14 protein-coding genes are annotated in these 18,426 nt (G+C 61.7%); 4 read left to right on the top strand and 10 right to left on the bottom strand.

The window, feature by feature from the left end; genetic code table 11:
* The first annotated feature begins 103 nt into the window (after positions 1-103).
* From rpsO to AB1N67_RS21265, 3 genes are all read left to right on the top strand, one after another.
* Positions 104-373, top strand: coding sequence for a 30S ribosomal protein S15 (gene rpsO, locus AB1N67_RS21275; RefSeq protein WP_011532144.1), 270 nt, complete (start codon positions 104-106; stop codon positions 371-373).
* A gap of 251 nt (positions 374-624) precedes the next feature.
* Positions 625-2,730: a polyribonucleotide nucleotidyltransferase gene (gene pnp / locus AB1N67_RS21270; protein ID WP_043210083.1), complete on the top strand. Its 2,106-nt coding sequence runs from the start codon at positions 625-627 to the stop codon at positions 2,728-2,730.
* 257 nt (positions 2,731-2,987) lie between these two features.
* Entirely contained in the window at positions 2,988-3,341 is a 354-nt protein-coding gene (locus tag AB1N67_RS21265; RefSeq protein ID WP_043210081.1) for a BON domain-containing protein, read from the top strand.
* Between the two features lie 111 nt (positions 3,342-3,452).
* On the opposite strand, the gene AB1N67_RS21260 is transcribed toward AB1N67_RS21265, so the two are convergent.
* Entirely contained in the window at positions 3,453-3,767 is a 315-nt protein-coding gene (locus AB1N67_RS21260; RefSeq protein ID WP_102082015.1) for a putative quinol monooxygenase, read from the bottom strand.
* 60 nt (positions 3,768-3,827) lie between these two features.
* Between AB1N67_RS21260 and AB1N67_RS21255 the strand changes: the two genes are divergently transcribed.
* Positions 3,828-4,241, top strand: a complete 414-nt coding sequence (locus AB1N67_RS21255) for a VOC family protein (RefSeq protein ID WP_043210077.1) — start codon at positions 3,828-3,830, stop codon at positions 4,239-4,241.
* A 119-nt stretch (positions 4,242-4,360) separates the two neighbouring features.
* On the opposite strand, the gene AB1N67_RS21250 is transcribed toward AB1N67_RS21255, so the two are convergent.
* The 9 genes from AB1N67_RS21250 to AB1N67_RS21210 form a co-directional block, all read right to left on the bottom strand.
* A complete protein-coding gene (locus AB1N67_RS21250; protein WP_090346759.1) occupies positions 4,361-7,297 on the bottom strand; it encodes a DUF748 domain-containing protein in 2,937 nt (978 codons plus the stop codon).
* A 78-nt stretch (positions 7,298-7,375) separates the two neighbouring features.
* Positions 7,376-8,245, bottom strand: a complete 870-nt coding sequence (locus AB1N67_RS21245) for an oxygenase MpaB family protein (protein ID WP_367863369.1) — start codon at positions 8,243-8,245, stop codon at positions 7,376-7,378.
* 31 nt (positions 8,246-8,276) lie between these two features.
* The gene (acs, locus tag AB1N67_RS21240; RefSeq protein WP_367863368.1) at positions 8,277-10,211 is read right to left on the bottom strand and encodes an acetate--CoA ligase; all 1,935 of its coding nucleotides are present in this window, start codon (positions 10,209-10,211) and stop codon (positions 8,277-8,279) included.
* Between the two features lie 256 nt (positions 10,212-10,467).
* Entirely contained in the window at positions 10,468-12,132 is a 1,665-nt protein-coding gene (gene pgi, locus AB1N67_RS21235; protein WP_043210071.1) for a glucose-6-phosphate isomerase, read from the bottom strand.
* A gap of 141 nt (positions 12,133-12,273) precedes the next feature.
* Positions 12,274-13,137, bottom strand: a complete 864-nt coding sequence (panC, locus tag AB1N67_RS21230; protein ID WP_043210067.1) for a pantoate--beta-alanine ligase — start codon at positions 13,135-13,137, stop codon at positions 12,274-12,276.
* Positions 13,134-13,934 (bottom strand): 3-methyl-2-oxobutanoate hydroxymethyltransferase, encoded by an 801-nt coding sequence (gene panB, locus AB1N67_RS21225; RefSeq protein ID WP_043210064.1) that lies wholly within the window; start codon positions 13,932-13,934, stop codon positions 13,134-13,136. Before panB ends, panC begins: the two co-directional genes overlap by 4 nt.
* 250 nt (positions 13,935-14,184) lie before the next feature.
* Positions 14,185-14,664, bottom strand: a complete 480-nt coding sequence (gene folK / locus AB1N67_RS21220; protein ID WP_043210062.1) for a 2-amino-4-hydroxy-6-hydroxymethyldihydropteridine diphosphokinase — start codon at positions 14,662-14,664, stop codon at positions 14,185-14,187.
* A gap of 2 nt (positions 14,665-14,666) precedes the next feature.
* Entirely contained in the window at positions 14,667-16,055 is a 1,389-nt protein-coding gene (locus AB1N67_RS21215; RefSeq protein WP_043210060.1) for a polynucleotide adenylyltransferase PcnB, read from the bottom strand.
* 914 nt (positions 16,056-16,969) lie between these two features.
* Positions 16,970-18,424 (bottom strand): sigma-54-dependent transcriptional regulator, encoded by a 1,455-nt coding sequence (locus AB1N67_RS21210; RefSeq protein ID WP_367863367.1) that lies wholly within the window; start codon positions 18,422-18,424, stop codon positions 16,970-16,972.
* Positions 18,425-18,426: the final 2 nt, after the last annotated feature.

The following is an 18,426-nucleotide window of genomic DNA, read 5'->3' as shown; positions in this document are numbered from 1 at the left end:
GTGGCTGTTAATAGGCACGGTCACACCTCTACTCATTAATACAGGGATTCGTCCCTGGCCTATTGGAGACCGTCCGCGGGATCCGTTTATCAGGAGAAGCCAAATGGCCCTCAGCGTTGAAGAAAAAGCTCAGATCGTTGCCGAATACCAGCAAGCCGCCGGCGATACCGGTAGCCCGGAAGTGCAGGTTGCTCTGCTGACCGCCAACATCAACAAGCTGCAAGGCCACTTCAAGGCCAACGAGAAAGACCACCACTCCCGTCGTGGTCTGATCCGTATGGTTAACCAGCGTCGTAAGCTGCTGGACTACCTGAAGGGCAAAGACACCACTCGTTACAGCGCCCTGATCGGTCGCCTGGGTCTGCGTCGCTAATAGCGTCCTGGCCAGTGGTGTGCATGGCGTGTCGCAGGTTTCGGGAGTGCTGCCTGGCAGCACTCGCGTCAGGCACGCCACGCGTATCTCCGAGGTTGGCAGCCTGGTTGTGCTGAGCGGTTTTACCGCGCAGCGGCCAGGCTCCCAGCCTCGTGTTGTATCTGGACGGTCAATGGGGCCGATTCCCCGTTCTGCCCAAGAATTCGCAAGAACAAGTTCCCCCCAGAGCCACTGAAAAAAGGTAGGAAACCGTGAACCCGGTAATCAAGAAATTCCAGTTCGGTCAGTCGACCGTAACCCTCGAGACGGGCCGCATTGCCCGCCAGGCGACCGGCGCCGTGCTGGTCACCGTCGACAACGACGTCACCGTGCTGGTGACCGTGGTCGGTGCCAAGCAGGCAGATCCAGGCAAGGGCTTCTTCCCGCTGTCCGTGCACTACCAGGAAAAGACCTACGCCGCTGGTAAGATCCCAGGTGGCTTCTTCAAGCGTGAAGGCCGTCCTTCCGAGAAAGAAACCCTGACTTCGCGCCTGATCGACCGCCCGATCCGCCCGCTGTTCCCTGAAGGGTTCATGAACGAAGTGCAGGTTGTCTGCACCGTGGTTTCCACCAGCAAGAAGACCGATCCGGACATCGCTGCGATGATCGGTACGTCGGCTGCCCTGGCCATCTCCGGTATCCCGTTCGAAGGCCCGATCGGCGCAGCTCGCGTTGCCTTCCACGAAAGCACCGGCTACCTGCTGAACCCAACGTACGAGCAACTGGAAGCCTCCAGCCTCGACATGGTCGTGGCCGGTACCGAATCCGCTGTATTGATGGTTGAATCGGAAGCCAAAGAGCTGACCGAAGACCAGATGCTGGGCGCTGTGCTGTTCGCTCACGACGAGTTCCAGGCCGTGATCCAGGCCATCAAGGAATTCGCTGCCCAAGCCGGCAAGCCGACTTGGGACTGGCAGCCAGCCCCAGCCAACACCGAGCTGCTGAACCTGGTGCGCGCCGAGTTCGGCGAGGCCATCTCCCAGGCCTACACCATCACCCTGAAGGCCGATCGCTACAACCGTCTGGGTGAGCTGCGCGACCAGGCCGTCGCCCGTTTGTCCAATGAAGAAACCGGCCCGACCGCCGGCCAAATCAAGGACATCTTCGGCGAACTGGAATACCGCACCGTCCGCGAGAACATCGTTAACGGCAAGCCGCGTATCGACGGCCGTGACACCCGCACCGTGCGCCCGCTGAACATCGAAGTCGGCGTTCTGCCCAAGACCCACGGTTCGGCCCTGTTCACCCGTGGCGAAACCCAGGCCCTGGTCGTCGCGACCCTGGGTACTGCCCGTGATGCCCAGCTGCTGGATACCCTGGAAGGCGAGAAGAAAGACGCCTTCATGCTGCACTACAACTTCCCACCGTTCTCGGTAGGCGAGTGCGGTCGCATGGGCGGCGCTGGCCGTCGTGAAATCGGCCACGGCCGTCTGGCTCGTCGTGGCGTCCAGGCCATGCTGCCGAGCGACAGCGAGTTCCCATACACCATCCGCGTCGTATCGGAAATCACCGAGTCCAACGGCTCCAGCTCCATGGCCTCGGTCTGCGGTGCCTCCCTGGCACTGATGGATGCAGGCGTACCGATGAAGGCGCCTGTAGCCGGTATCGCCATGGGTCTGGTCAAGGAAGGCGACAAGTTCGCAGTCCTGACCGACATTCTGGGTGACGAAGACCACCTGGGCGACATGGACTTCAAGGTTGCTGGTACCGCCAAAGGCGTTACCGCACTGCAGATGGACATCAAGATCAACGGTATCACCGAAGAGATCATGGAAATCGCCCTGGGCCAGGCCCTGGAAGCGCGCCTGAACATTCTCGGCCAGATGAATCAGATCATCGCCCAGTCGCGCAGCGAGCTGTCGGCCAACGCACCGACCATGCTGGCGATGAAGATCGACACCGACAAGATCCGTGACGTCATCGGCAAAGGCGGCGCGACCATCCGCGCTATCTGCGAAGAGACCAAGGCTTCGATCGACATCGAAGACGACGGTTCGATCAAGATCTTCGGCGAGACCAAGGAAGCGGCCGAAGCGGCCAAGCAGCGCATCCTGGGCATTACCGCTGAAGCCGAGATCGGCAAGATCTACCTGGGCAAGGTCGAGCGCATCGTCGACTTTGGCGCCTTCGTCAACATCCTGCCGGGCAAAGATGGTCTGGTGCACATCTCCATGCTCAGCGATGCGCGTGTAGAGAAGGTCACAGACGTTCTGAAAGAAGGTCAGGAAGTCGAAGTGTTGGTACTGGACGTGGACAACCGCGGCCGTATCAAACTGTCGATCAAGGACGTTGCGGCTGCCAAGGCCTCCGGCGTCTAAGCCTCTTCAGGCGAAAGAAAGGACCCAATTGGGTCCTTTTTTTTTCGCCTCGATTTTTCCTTGGTCCACTTGCATCTTGCATGCAGGATTTTGCCTGGCCTTGCAAATTGCACGATCGCAATCCGAATCGATTATTTTAACTATTTGAATTTAAAGAGATTTTTTATCCGGAAAAGCTGGCACAGCACATGCAACGGTAGGTTTACCTGCTGCCAGGAACCACGGCGCAGACCTTTCGAACAACAGGAGTGACTCACATGAAGAAATTCGCCATTGCTGCCGCTACTGCCACCGCCCTGACTCTGACCATGGCTAATGCGGCATTTGCCCAGCAGCCCGCCCAGTCGTCCCCAATGACGCTGGCGGCCGGTGAAGTGACCAAGGCCAAGGAAGAGACTAAAGACACTTGGATCACCACCAAAGTGAAGGCCGACCTGATGACAGAGAAAGGCATCCCTGGCAGCGACATCAAGGTCGAAACCAATAAGGGTGTGGTCTCCCTGTCTTCTGACGTGGCGATCACCGCCTCGCAGAAAGAACAGGCGATCGCCATCGCCAAGGCTATCAAGGGTGTCCAGGCTGTGTCGGCTGACGGCCTGAAAACCGAGTAAGGATTGTCCCGTCGGCCAAAAGGATTTGGCCACCTTTTCATCGAGGGCCGCTGTGCGCCCCTTTCGCTAGCGTTGACGCGAGCGACAGGGCCGTACAGCGGCCTTCGACTTTCATTCACCGCCCAAACGTACAGGGTTGAACGTGATCACATCACTCTCGAAGCATTCCTGCTCGACGATCAGCGGCTCCACCAATGGCCGGCTGTCACGGAAATGCGCGGTTTGGGTGTGCGCCTCGTACGCGGCGTCGTCGCGATAGATCTCATAGAGGTAGATCACGTCCGGATCGAGACGGTCCTGTGACACATCGAACACCAGACAACCTGGCTCATTGGCCACCGAGGCCGCCGCATTGACCTTGATGGCGTTCAGAAATTGTTCAGCGCTGCCGTTCTTTACACGGGTCTTGATGAAGAGGCTGTACACAAAGCGATCCTTTTGTTTTAAATTTGCTCGCAAATTGTATACATATAAGGAGCCGCGTCCATGTCTGATCTTCCTGCCCGTCCTGGCCGTCTGAATGGTCTGCGTCATCTCGCCCTGCTGGTTCCCAACCTGGAAGAGTGCGAACGTTTCTACGTCGACCTGCTTGGTATGGAAGTGCTGCACCGGGCTCACGAAGATCTGGTCTACCTGACCTGCGGTAACGACAACCTGTCCCTGGGGCGCGGTGCGGGTGCGGCTAACGGCTTGCAGACCTTGGACCACTATGGGTTCATTGTCGACAGCGTGGAGGAGCTGGACGCTTGGTACCTGTACTTCAAGGCGCACGGTGTGACCCTGCTGGATCGCCCATTCGATCATGGCGATGGTGCGCGTAGCTTCCATGTCCTCGACCCGGCCGGCAACAAGGTGCAACCGCTGTATCACCCGGCGGTTTCCGGACAGCGGCTGGTCTGAAGGTAGGGTTTGCGGGTAGCTCCGCTCCTACAGGGCCATTACACCCTCTGTAGGAGCGGGTTTACCCGCGAAGATGACACCGGTGGCCAAGGGCACCCCAAGGTGCCTGCAGGGGCGGGCTACTCGGCATCCAAGTGCAATGGCGTGATGACCCGCCCATCGCTTTCAGCCTGGCCCAGGTTGGTATCGATGAAGTACACCCGGTCGTCTTCCAACTGACCTTTGTCCACCAGGTAGTCCTTGATGCTGCCAGCCCGATCTTGGCCCAACTGACGCAACAGCGCGGTACTTTCAGCCCAGGACTTGATCACCGCATCGTGCAGCTTGGCGGTGCGTTCGTCGCGGCTCAGTTGTTGCCATTCGGCCGGAGGTTGCTGTTTGAGACGGGCGCGGTAGATACCCTCGAGCATCGCCGGTTTGTCACTGTCGTCGACCACCAGCATCGATGCATTGGCTGGCACCTTGTCGCCGCGGCGCTGGAGGATCTTGTACCAGGTCGCCTGGTACTCGCGCTCCAGGCGTTGCTTGGCGATCAGCGGGCCATCGCTGCTCTGAGCACTGGTGCCTTCGATTTCCAGGCGCAGTTCTGGGCGCTCCTTGAGCGCACTGGCCAGTTTGTCCAGTGCGGACTGGGCGTCGGCACTGAGGTCGCTGGAGCCTGGCGCGAATGCCACATTACCCAGATCCTCGGCGCCACCGCCGGCAATCAGGCCGCCGATGAACTTGAACGGTGCCTGGGCTGCGCGCAGCACCAGATTGCGCAAGGTTTGCCAGATGATCGGCATGACGCTGAACTGTGGATTGTTCAGGTCGCCGGTCACCGGCAGCTCGATGGAGATCTTGCCTTCGGTGTCCTTGAGCAGGGCGACTGCCAGGCGGATCGGCAGGTCCACGGCATCGGGGCTGTCGACCTTCTCACCCAGCTGCAGCTGCTCGACCACCACCTTGTTTTCAGCCTTGAGTTGGCCGTTGGTGATCAGGTAGTGCAGGTCCAGGTTCAGTCGGCCTTTGCGGATGCGGAAGCCCGCGAACTTGCCGGAGTAGGGCGTCAGCGTGGTCAGCTCGACGCGTTTGAAGCTGGTGGCGATGTCCAGGCTGGCCAGTGGGTTGAACGGGTTGAGCGCACCTTTGATGGTCACCGGTGCGTAACGATCGACCTTGCCTTTCACATCGACCTTGGCCGGTGCCGGCTTTCGGTTATCGATGGTGCCGATCTGGCCGTTGAGCTGCTGGATGGCAGTGGCGAAGTTGGGGGTCAGGGTGAGGTCGGCGAAGTTGGCCGAGCCATCGTTGATGTCGATGCCACCGATGCGGATGCCCAGCGGCTTGTCAGTGCTGGCAGTGGCCGGCTTGGTTTGACTGGTTGCGGGTGCGCTGGCCGGTTGAGGGATCAGCAGATCGTCGACATTGGTGGTGCGGTCTTCATTGATGATGAAGCGTGCATAGGGCTGCAACAGCGCCACCTTGTCGATCGACAGGGCATCGCCATGGACATACGACAGACCGCTCAGATCCAGTTGCTGCCATTTGACGAAGTCGCGATTTTTGATGGTGTCCAAAGTGTGCAGCTGGCTGACCTGGGCTTTGCCGCCGACGCTGAAGGCCAGTGGTTCGGTACTCTTGAGATCGACCTTCAGGTCGCTGGAAAGCATGCCGCTGCGCAATTCCAGGCGGATGAACGGGCTGATGTAGGCCTGGGCCACGCGCAAGTCGATATCACGGGTGCTGACATCCAGCTTGGCGGTGACCGGCGCCAGATTGACTTGGCCGGCCGCCTGCAGTTTTCCTTGCTTGCCGACCCCGGTGTCGAGCTTGAGTGTGAAGGGCGACTGGTTGAGGCTGTCGAAGTTCTGCAGGTCGGCGTTGAGCGGGCCCACATCCAGTGCCACAGGCTCCTTCTGGCTACGGTCGGCCAGGTGTACCTGATAGTTGCGCAGTTGCACATCCTTGAGCAGCACCTGCCAGGGCTTGCTCGGCTCCTTGGCGGCCTTTTCCTCGGCACTCGGCTCGGCAGCGGCAGGTTCGGCTTTTTCCTTCGGAGTGGCCTTGGCCGGCTGACTGGCGAACAGCTTTTGCCAGTCAAGCTGGCCGTCGCGTTCGAGAGCGGCCCAGGTCTCGAGCTTTTCGCTGCGGATCTTGCCGACGATGATCTGTTGTTTGGCCAAATCGATGGAAGTTTCGCTCACGTCCAGACTGGCCAGACGCGCCAGCGGGCGTCCGTCCGGTGCCTTGATGGCGAAGGGGGCGACGCGCACCGAGGTGTTGTCCAGCAGCAGCTCGGTTTCCTTGGACAGATTGAGCTTGTAGTGAGTGTCCAGGCTGACCACGCCTTCTTCCAGCACCAGGGGGACCGCATCGCGCACATAGGGCCAGAAGGCTTTCATCCTGCCTTCGGTGACCTTGAGGGTTCCTTCGGAGGCGATAGGGGCCAGGCTCAGGGTACCGCTCCAGTCGATACGTCCACCATTGGGGCCAATGGCCACCAACGCCATGTCGGCATTGTCGTCGGGCAGGGTGCTGAGGTTCTTCAGTTCCAGGTTCATGGAGTCGTAGAGGAACTCGATGGGTTCGCTCGGTCGCAGGTCCTGGAAGTGCAAATAGCCTTCGTTGAGCTTGATGCTGCCGATGCGCAGCGGGAAGGGGTCGCCTGCGGGCTCCTCAGGTTTGGGCTCGCTGGGCGGCAGTTTGAACAGCTGGGTCAGGTTGAGGCTGCCATCCTTGGCGAACAGCACCTCGTTGCGTGGCTTGTCCAGCTCGACAGCCTCCAAGTGCAGGGCCTTGGTCCACAGGCTGTCGAGCGAGAGGTTGGCATAGAGGCGTTCGAAGCCCACCTGCTCCTTGCCCGGTTCGCCGATCTGCAGACCCCAGAGCGTGAGCTCGAGGCTGAACGGGTTGAACTCGATACGTTGCAGGTGTGCCGGCACCGTGGCGTATTGCGCCAGTTGTTGGTTGGCGATGCGCAGGCCGACACCGGGGATGATGAGAAAGCCAAGCAGGCTGTACAGGGCCACGAGGGCCAGCATGGCGCCGAAGGCGCGCGTCAATCCTTTGGGCATGTAAGACGTCATCTGTCTGGAGCGGGGTGCCTTGGAGTATGGCACGTTAAAACGGTTCCGACGAAGCGACCAAAAACCTCACTCGAGTCCCATACGCCGTCTTGCCCGGTGTGCCGAGCCGTTGCGCATGGCCCAGCGCAGCACCGGAGCGATGCGATTGATGCCCAGGCGGATCATGCGCTGCTGAAGAGGATTCTGGTGCAGATCGAGGATATCGCGGGCCCAGTCCGGCAGCAGGTCGATGCCGGCATTGAGCATTAATTTGCCGACCGGTTGCGCCATGCGGCTGGGAGCTGGGGCATCAAGCAGGATATCCACCACCTCATGACTGCGTGCGTCGCACAGCAGCTGTGGGCGCATGCGTTGCAAGTAGTCTTCGACTGCCTGACACGAGCGCGGCACATCGCGTGCCCCCAAGCGTTCGGCGATCAGGGCGATCTCGTTGTAGTAGGCGTCCTGGGCCTCGCGGCTGAGATGGGGGTTGCGGTAGCGCAGGTGGGCGGCCAGGAAGCTACTGACCTCGGCGACATGGACCCAGGTCAGCAGGTCGGGGTCGCTGGCGGCATAGGGGCGTCCGTCGGGGGCGGTGCCGACCACCTTGAGGTGGATGGTGCGGACCTTTTCGATCAGCCATTCGGCATCGCGGGTCGAGCCGAACGTGGTGCCGGAGATGAACTGGCTGGTGCGGCGCAGGCGACCGAGCAGGTCCTGGCGGAAGTTGGAATGGTCCCACACCCCAGCCAGGGCCAAAGGGTGCAGCAGTTGCAGCATCAAGGCGCTGATACCGCCGACGAGCATGCTGGGGAAGTCGCCGTGCACCTGCCAACTGATGCTCTGCGGGCCGAACAGGCCCGGGTCACCTTTGGGGGATTCCAGGTCGAGCTGGCCTAGGGCCAGCCCGGTGAGGCTCATGACCTGAGTTTCGATGCGGCGGCGTAAGGCTTCCATGGCGGTCCCGCAGGCCGCCATGGGCGGCCGTCTATTGATTGAGGCGATTGTCGATCAAGCCCTGGACCACGGTCGGGTCGGCCAGGGTCGAGGTATCGCCCAGGTTGTCCAGCTCGTTGCAGGCGATTTTGCGCAGTATACGCCGCATGATCTTGCCCGAGCGGGTCTTGGGCAATGCCGGCGCCCACTGGATCAGCTCGGGTTTGGCGAAGCTGCCGATCTCCTTGCTGACCAAGGCCAGCAACTCGTTCTTGAGCGTGTCGTCCGGGGTGACGCCGTTCATGGGCGTGATGAAGGCATAGATGCCCTGGCCCTTGAGGTCGTGCGGGTAGCCGACCACGGCGGCCTCGGCGATGCTGTCGTGGAGCACGAGAGCGCTTTCGACTTCGGCGGTGCCGATGCGGTGGCCGGAAACGTTGATCACATCGTCGACGCGCCCGGAGATCCAATAATCGCCATCGGCATCGCGACGGGCGCCGTCACCGGTGAAGTAGTAGCCGGGCATGGGCTTGAAGTAGGTGTCGACCATGCGTTGATGGTCGCCATAGACACTGCGGATCTGCCCGGGCCAACTGGCTTTGATCACCAGCAGGCCTGCGCCTGGGCCTTCGATGACCTTGCCTTTTTCGTCCAGCAGCACCGGTTGCACGCCAAACAAAGGTTGCGTAGCGCAGCCCGGCTTGAGGTGGGTGTTGCCTGGCAGCGGGCTGAGCATGATGCCGCCGGTCTCGGTCTGCCACCAGGTATCGACGATGGGGCAGCGCTTCTGGCCCACCGCCTCGAAGTACCATTCCCAGGCTTCCGGATTGATGGGCTCGCCCACGCTGCCGAGCAGGCGCAGGCTTTGTCGGGAGGTGTTCTGTAGGGGCGCCGAACCTTCGCGCATCAGTGCGCGCAGGGCGGTGGGGGCTGTGTAGAAGATGTTCACCTGATGTTTGTCGACCACCTGCCAGAAGCGCGAGGTGTCCGGGTAATTGGGCACGCCTTCGAACATCAGCGAGATGGCGCCGTTGGCCAGGGGGCCGTAGACGATATAGCTGTGGCCAGTGACCCAGCCGACATCGGCGGTGCACCAGAACACCTCGCCATCACGATAGTCGAACACCACCTTGAAGGTCAGCGTGGCCTGCAGCAGGTAACCAGCGGTGGTGTGCAGCACGCCCTTGGGTTTGCCGGTACTGCCGGAGGTATAGAGGATGAACAGTGGATCTTCAGCTTCCATGGCCTCGGGCGGGCAGTCGTCATCGGCCTGTTCTGTGGCTTCGTGATACCAGAGATCACGGCCCTCGCTCCAGGCGATATCGGCCCCGGTGCGCCGTACCACCAGCACGCTGCTGACCGCCGGGCAACTGGCCAGGGCCTTGTCGACGTTCTGCTTGAGCGCAATGCGCTTGGCGCCGCGAACCCCTTCGTCTGCGGTGATCACCGTGCGGCAGTCCGCGTCCAGAATGCGATCACGCAGGGCATCGGGTGAGAAACCACCGAACACGACCGAGTGAATGGCGCCTATGCGGGTGCAGGCGAGCATGGCATAGGCCGCCTCAGGGATCATCGGCATGTAGATGCACACACGATCGCCTTTCTTCACCCCATGGGCCTTCAGGGCATTGGCGAGACGGCAGACCTGGCGGTGCAGCTCGCGGTAGGTGATGGCCTTGGCGTCCTTGGGGTCGTCACCTTCCCACAGCAACGCCGTCTGCTGGCCGCGGGTGGCCAGGTGGCGGTCGATGCAGTTGTAGCTGACGTTCAACTGGCCACCGTCGAACCAGCGCGCCTTGCCGGTCTTCAGATCGCATTGCTGCACACTCGACCAAGGCTTGATCCAGTCCAGGCGCTTGGCCTGTTCGGCCCAAAAGGTATCGGGATCTTCGATCGACTGGCGGTAGAGACGCTGGTAGTCGTCGGGGGAGAGGGCGGCGGACTGGCTCACGGCCAGGGCCTGGGGGTAGTTGCGGATATCGAACATGGCGGGTTGTCCTGCTCTTGTGAGGGGCGAGGGACTGCAGCGGCTATTCGATGGACAGTGTAGAAGGTAGGGGTGTTCCCTGGAGGGCCGCCCCGGTGATTGAGTTGCGTGGTCAGCGTACCTGTGGAGCTTTAGCCGCGAAGCAGGCGTACCGGTGCATGGCACAGGCCGGGTCGGCACTCGCGGCTAAAGCCGCTCCCACGGGGCGCTGGGCACATCTGCGAGTGATATGCAGCACCGTGAAAGCGACCCTATATCAACCGCGGTGGCGACCGCGGAAGTAGTTGATCAGGCCTTGGGTGGAACCATCCTCAGCGCTGTCTTCCAGACTGCCGACCAGGCGTTGGTATACGCCCTTGCCCAACTCCTTGCCCAACTCCACGCCCCACTGGTCGAAGGCATTGATACCCCAGATGACGCTCTGTACGAACACCTTGTGTTCGTACATGGCCACCAGCGCGCCGAGGCGACGAGGGCTGATGCGCTCTACCACCAAGGTATTGCTCGGGCGGTTGCCCGGAATCACCTTGTGTGGTGCCAGCTTCTCGATGTCCGCTTCATTCAGGCCTTTGGCGCGCAATTCGGCCTCGGCTTCCTCGCGGGTCTTGCCGAGCATCAGCGCCTGGCTCTGGGACAGGCAGTTGGCGTACAGCCACTGGTGGTGGTCGGCCACCGGATTGAAGCTCACCACCGGGACGATGAAGTCGGCCGGGATCAACTGGGTGCCCTGGTGCAATAGCTGGTGGTAGGCGTGTTGGCCATTGCAGCCGACGCCGCCCCAGATCACTGGACCGGTATCGGTTTTCACCGGGGTGCCGTCCTGCAGCACGCTCTTGCCGTTGGATTCCATGTCCAACTGCTGCAGGTGCTTGGTGATATTGCGCAGGTAATGGTCGTACGGCAGGATCGCGTGGCTCTGGGCGCCCCAGAAGTTGCCGTACCACACGCCCAGCAGGGCCAGCAGCACTGGCATGTTCTTATCGAACGGCGTGGTCTGGAAGTGCTGGTCCATGGTGTAGGCTCCGGACAGCAGCTCCTTGAAGTTTGCGGTGCCGATGGCCAGTGCGATCGGCAGGCCGATGGCCGACCACAGCGAGTAGCGCCCACCCACCCAATCCCACATCGGGAAGATATTCTCTTCGCGCATACCGAAGGCCACGGCGGCGGCCTTGTTGCTCGATACCGCGATGAAGTGGCGGTACAACTCGGCCTCGGAACCGCCCTGGGCCAGGTACCAGGTACGCGCGGCGGTGGCGTTCTTCAGGGTTTCGAGGGTGTTGAACGATTTGGACGAGACGATGAACAGGGTGGTCTCGGCACGCAGATTGGCCGACAGCTCATGGAACTCGCTGCCGTCGATGTTCGCCAGGTAATGGCAGCGCACGCCACGCTGGGCGTAGGGCAGCAAGGCTTCGGAGACCAGCTCCGGCCCCAGGAAGGAGCCGCCGATACCGATGTTCACCACGTCGGTGATGGGCTTTTCGCTGTAACCGCGCCACAGGCCGTCATGGATACGGCCCACCAGTTCGGTGATCTGGTTGAGGACCTTGTGTACTTCCGGCATCACATTGACGCCATTGACACTGAGCTTGTCGCCCACCGGGCGGCGCAGGGCGGTGTGCAGGACCGGACGACCTTCGGAGGCGTTGATGATCTCGCCGCTGAACATCGACTTGATGGCATCGGCCAACCCGACCTGGTTGGCCAGGTTCACCAGCAGATCGCGGGTCTGCTCGGTGATCAGGTTTTTCGAGTAGTCGAGGAACAGGCCGCAGCTGCTGAGGGAAAACTGATCGAAGCGCTTGGGATCGGCTGCGAAGGCTTCGCGCATGCTGAAACCCTGCATGGCGTCGCGGTGTTGCTGGAGCGCCTGCCAGGCGGGCAGCGCCGTCACATCGTGGGGGGTACGGTAATACGCCATTGCGGATGCTTTCCTTGGTGCGTGATGGGCCTTGGACAACAGACAGTTGCTGGCAGTTGCAGGCTGGCCATCATTATAGGCATTGGCTGTCAGGAAGGAATGGGGGGCTTTGCGCCCCCTCACGAGCTTCCGCCCCAGGTATCACGCAGTCTTTTCGTCCAGGTGCAGGTACAGGTTGTCGATCAAGCGGGTAGTGCCCATGTAGGCCGCAGCCAGGATCACCAGGTCGCGGTCATCGATCATTGCCGGGCGCAAGGTCACGGCGTGGCGCACTTCCAGGTAGTCTGGGCGGAACCCAGCGGCAACCAGTTGCACCTGCCCCTCGGCAATCAAAGCGGGATAGTCACGCTGGCCCTTGGTGATGGCCTCGGCCATGGTCTTCAAGGTTCGGTACAGCGCAGGCGCAGCAGCGCGCTGCTCCGGGCTCAGGTAGCCGTTGCGCGATGACAGCGCCAGGCCATCCTCGGCGCGCACGGTGGGCTCGCCGATGATCTGGATCGGCATGTTCAGGTCGCGCACCATGGCGCGGATCACCGCCAACTGCTGGAAGTCCTTTTCGCCGAACACTGCAAGGTCGGGCTGGACCATGTTGAACAGCTTGCTGACCACGGTGGCGACGCCTTCGAAGTGTCCAGGGCGGCTGGCGCCACACAAGCCTTCGGACAGTTGCGGCACGCTGACGCGCGTCTGCACTGCCATGCCGTCGGGGTACATCTCCTCGACGGTGGGCGCGAACAGCAGGTGGCACCCGGCTTCGAGCAAGCGCTCTTGGTCGGCGGCGAGGGTACGGGGATATTTGTCCAGGTCTTCGCCGGCGCCAAACTGCAGCGGGTTGACGAAGATGCTCGCGACCACGAAATCGGCACGCTGGGCGGCTTTGGTCACCAGTGCGGCATGGCCACTGTGCAGGTTGCCCATGGTCGGCACGAAGCCGATCCGCTTGCCTTCGCCGCGGGCGCGTGCCACGGCGGCGCGCAGTTCTCGAACGGTCTTGACTGTATTCATGCGCTGAACCCGTGTTCGCTACCTGGGAAGCTGACTGCCTTGACCGCTTGCACGTAGGCAGCCAGGGCGCTGTGAATATCCGGCTGGCCTTCCATGAAGTTCTTCACGAACTTGGGCACACGCCCGCTCAGGGATAGCCCGAGCATGTCATGCAGGACCAGCACCTGACCGTCGGTGGCGCTGCCGGCTCCGATACCGATGACCGGAATGCTGACCGCCTGGGTGATCTCGGCGGCCAAGTCGCTGGGCACGCACTCCAGCAGCAGCATGGCCGCACCGGCTTGTTCCAGGGCGATGGCGTCGGCACGCATTTGCCGAGCCTGGGCTTCCTGGCGGCCCTGAACCTTGTAGCCGCCTAGCACATTGACGGTCTGCGGAGTCAGGCCCATGTGCGCGCACACTGGCACGCCACGTTCGGCCAGCAGACGGATGGTCTCTGCCAGCCAGGCGGCGCCTTCGAGCTTGATCATGTGGGCGCCGGCCTGCATCAGGGTGGCGCAGTTGGCGAAGGCCTGCTCAGGTGTGGCGTGGGCCATGAACGGCAGGTCGGCGAGGATCAGGGCGCCCTCGTTGCCACGCTTGACGCAGGCAGTGTGGTAGGCCATTTCGGCGGTCGTGACCGGCAGGGTACTGTCATGGCCCTGCAGGACCATGCCCAGGGAGTCACCCACCAACAGTATTTCCACGCCGGCTGCGCAGGCGGCCTTGGCGAAGGTCGCGTCGTAGCACGTCAGCATGGCGATTTTCTCACCCTTGGCCTTGAGGCCGTGCAGGGTGGTCAGGGTTACTTCAGGCATGTAGGAAATCCTCGTTCAGGCGCTGTGAAAAACGACTGCGTACAACGCGTGTAATCATCTTCCGGAGCGGCACATCATCGTGTGTGATGTTCGGGCACAGGTCCGTCCGAGCCTAAATAGGTAAAAAGGCGGCACTTTGGTGCCACGGGACGCCTATAGTCGTGAGCGAGGGGGGGGAAGTCAATCACCCTGTTACCGCATTGTTACGATCAGGGTGTTACTGGCGTTACCGTTGTCCGAAACGCCCGGATTACAGGCGTTCCAGACCCACGAAGGGGCAGGCCTCAAGCAATTGCGCCAGGCTACGGCCGTCGGCAAGGTGGAAATCGGCGGGTACCAGCTCAGCCAGGGGATAGAGCACGAAAGGGCGCGCCTGCATGTGGTAGTGCGGGACTTTGAGGCGTGGCACGTCGATGACTTGGTCGCCGAACAACAGGACGTCCAGGTCGAGGGTACGGGGCCCCCAGCGCTCCTTGCGCTCGCGGCCTTGGTCAAGCTCGATGGCCTGAAGGGCGTCGAGCAACGCCAGTGGCGCGAGATGGGTGTCCACGGCGGCCACGGCATTGGTGTAGCGCGGTTGGCCGGGGAGCAGGGAGTCGCTGGTATAGAAAGCCGAGGTGGCTGCCAGGCGGGTACCTTCGACGTTGTCCAGCGCCTGCAGGGCGCTTCGCAATTGTTCGGCGGGCTCGGCCAGATTGCTGCCCAGGCCAATGTAGGCGCGGGTCGTCATGTTCAATCCCAGTTTTCGTCGCCGCTGCGCTTGCGCTTGCTGCCACTGCGCTTGCGTTTGCGGGGCGCGGCACCGGCACCGTCGTCGCGGCTGCCCAGGTCACGGATCATATCGCGACGTTCGCTGTCGTTGGCGTCCTGATAGTCTGTCCACCATTGGCCCAGATCGTCGGTTTCCTCGCCGGCGCTTTCGCGCAGTAACAGGAAGTCGTAGCCGGCGCGGAAGCGTGGGTTGTCGAGCATCATGTCGGCGCGCTTGCCACTGCGGCGTGGCAGACGCTCCTGCATGTCCCAGATCTCGCGGATCGGCAGGGTGAAACGCTTAGGTATCGCGATGCGTGCGCACTGTTCGGCGATCAGGTCGTGGGCGGCGTTGTTCATGGCCGGAATCGGCGGCACACCCTGGCTTTGCAGGTACAGCGCGCGGCCCGGCAGCGCCGGCCAGAGCAGGGCAGCGAACAGGAAGGCCGGGGTGACCGGCTTGCCTTGCTTGACCCGCAGGTCGGTGTTGGACAGCGCCTGGCTGATCAGGGTGTGGGTGTAGGTCGGGCGTTCTTCCAGCGCATGGGCGCTGGCCGGGAACAGTGGGTCGAATAGGTGCAGGTCCACCAGCATCTCGAAGGTGATTGCGCCTTGGCCGGAAAGGAACAGCTTGAGGCTTTCTTCGAACAGGCGCGCTGGCGGGATCTCTCGCAGCAGCGGAGCCAGGTCGCGGATCGGCTGAACCGTGTGCTTTTCGATGCCGAAATCGAGCTTGGCGGCAAAGCGCACGGCTCGCAGCATGCGCACCGGGTCTTCCTGGTAGCGTTGGGTAGGATCACCGATCAGGCGCAGCAGGCGGTTGCGGATATCGTGCACGCCGTTGGCATAGTCGAGGATGCGTTCGCTGACCGGGTCGTAGTACAGCGCGTTGATGGTGAAGTCACGACGCTGGGCGTCGTCTTCCAAGGTGCCATAAACGTTGTCGCGCAGAATGCGCCCGCTGGCATTGTGCGACGAGCGGTGGCTATCGCCTTGATCTTCTTCGGAGTGATGGGCACGGAAAGTGGCGACTTCGATGATCTCACGGCCAAAATGCACGTGGACCAGCTTGAAGCGGCGGCCAATGATTCGAGCGTTGCGAAACTCTGCGCGGACTTGCTCAGGAGTGGCACTGGTGGCGACGTCGAAATCCTTGGGATTGATACCCAGGAGCAGGTCGCGGACGCAGCCGCCGACCAGATAGGCCTGGTAACCGGCGCTTTGCAGGCGCTCGACGATACTCACCGCGTGGCGGCTGAACTGGCTGCGTTGCAGCGAGTGCTGGCTCTTGTTGATCACTTCAGGCGTGGTGCGCCTGTGGTGCTGACCACGGATAGGAGGACGGAACGACTGGAACAGCTTCTTCAGCATGGGATGCACTGTTTGAAGGAATGTTCGGCCAAGAATAGGAGAATGGCCGCATGATGGGCGGGGATTCTAGCATTTACTCGGGGAATGGTGTAGGCGCTGCTTTGGCGGTGATGCTGGAGGGGGAGAAACGACATGGGGAGCCGAAGCTCCCCAGGAAAGTCGTTGCGTGCTCTTATTGTTTTTCTGCCGGGCTTCTTGTTTTTGTTGATGCCCTGCCCACAAATCTCAAAGCTTGTGGACGACCCCCAACCCGGGGGTGAAGAGCAAACGGATTGCTTTGGTCGCTGATGTTATGCTGATCGTTCGATCCAACCAGTTCAGGCGCTGCTTTTTAGTGCAGTTTTTGTTGTTCTCTGCCTGGCTGTGGGGCAAGCCCCAAACACAACTCCTCTCCAAAAGAATCAGTTAGCTGCGCCTCCGCCGTCTTGTTTTTATTGTGCGTGAGCCGTTTCGTCTTGTTCTTATTCTGGATTGCAGTGCTTGTTATTGTTCTTGTACCAGACATATAGCAGGTGCCGTGCCAACTTTGCTAAACCCAGCAAAATCAAGGCCTTGCGGGTTCTGTGCTTTCGGTGTCATGCAGAAAATGTCGAAATTTCGTTACCGTACGCCTCGGCTGATGTTACGCCTGGGCGGGTGGGGTAACAGATTCCTTGGGCAACTGCGCTGTTACCGAGGAACACCGGCAACGCCGGTTTTCAGTGCGGCGAGTAGGTTTCTTCGTGGCGGCACCCGCTCCCGCAGGTTTCGTGGCGCATTCATCGACACGCTGTACCTGTAGGAGCGGGTTCGTCCACGAATAGGCGCGTGTGAGCACCACAAGACAGTGGGTTTCTCACGAGCTGCGTGGTGTTTTGGGGAGGAAGGCGCAGGCAGGAGAAAACCCTCCTGCCTCTGTAGCGGGGAGGGGCGGATCAATTGTCGCTAGTGGCATTGCTCTTGCGCCGTGGAATACCCAGGCGTTGACGTCGTTCCCACAGGCATTTGCGGCTGACGCCCAGCTTGCGGGCCAGCTCGGTCTCGGTCATGTGATCCTGATGCTCGAGGACGAAATGCTGGAAGTAGTCTTCCAGGGACAAGTCCTCGGTTGGTTCATGGCTGGCGTTGTTGGTACCGGCGCCGGCCACGGCCGGAGCGGTGTCGAACGGCCCTTCGTCCTCCAGGCCGCTCAACTCGATGTCGATGCCCAGCAGATCAGCGGAGATTTCCGCGCTCTCGCTGAGAATCACCGCGCGCTCCACGGCGTTTTCCAGCTCGCGTACGTTGCCTGGCCAACTGTAATGACGGATCGCTTGCTCGGCCTCGGCGGAGAAGTGCAGATCGTCTCGGCCGATGCGAGCGCTCTGGCGGGCCAGGAAGGCATCGGCGATTTCGTTGACGTCGCTGCCGCGCTCGCGCAGGGCCGGAAGCTTCAGGGCAATCACGTGCAGGCGGTAATAAAGGTCTTCGCGGAACTGCCCTGCCTTGGCCAGGTTCTTCAGGTCGCGATGGGTCGCGGCTATCAGACGGACATCGACCTTCTGCGATTGCACCGAGCCGACCCGACGGATCTCGCCTTCCTGTAGCACACGCAGCAGGCGGGCCTGGGCTTCAAGTGGCAGCTCGCCGATTTCATCGAGGAACAGCGTACCGCCGTCGGCCGCTTCGACAAGGCCGGCACGGCCTGCGCTGGCACCTGTGAACGCGCCTTTCTCGTGGCCGAACAGTTCGGACTCGATCAGGGTTTCCGGGATGGCCGCGCAGTTGACCGAGATCATCGGGGCTTTGGCGCGACGCGACAGGTTGTGCAGGGCGCGGGCGACCAGCTCCTTGCCGGTGCCGGATTCACCCTGGATCAGGACATTGGAGTCGGTAGGCGCGACCTTGCGGATCTTGCCGAACATGTCCTGCATCGGTGGGCACGAGCCAATGATGCCGATCTCGCCGTTGGCCGAGGCCGGGCTGGCCTTGTCGGCGGCGACTGCCTTGCCGTTGGCGCGCGGCTCGGCGACGCTGACGGCGGCAGGTGCCGGGGCGTTCTGCCGGTCGCGCAGGATGCGCGCCACGGCCTGGAGCATCTCGTCGTGATCGAAGGGCTTGGCGATGTAGTCCACCGCGCCCATTTTCATCGAATCGACCGCCGAGCGCAGGCTGGCATAGCTGGTCATGATCAGCACCGGTGTGCCCTGGCCGAGCTTGATCAACTCGGTGCCCGGGGCGCCGGGCAGGCGCAGGTCGCTGACGATCAGGTCGAAGGTGGCAATGCTGAAGCGTTCCTGGGCTTCCTGCACCGAGCCGGCTTCGCTGACTTGGTACTGGTTCCGCTCGAGCAGTCGACGCAAGGCCGAGCGGATGATGGTTTCGTCTTCGACGATCAGAATGTGCGGCATTG

Source organism: Pseudomonas guariconensis, assembly GCF_040822035.1.
GTDB classification, from domain to species: Bacteria; Pseudomonadota; Gammaproteobacteria; order Pseudomonadales; family Pseudomonadaceae; genus Aquipseudomonas; species Aquipseudomonas guariconensis.
The sequence above is the reverse complement of the archived record's forward strand: the minus strand, read 5'-3'. Positions and strand labels throughout refer to the sequence as shown.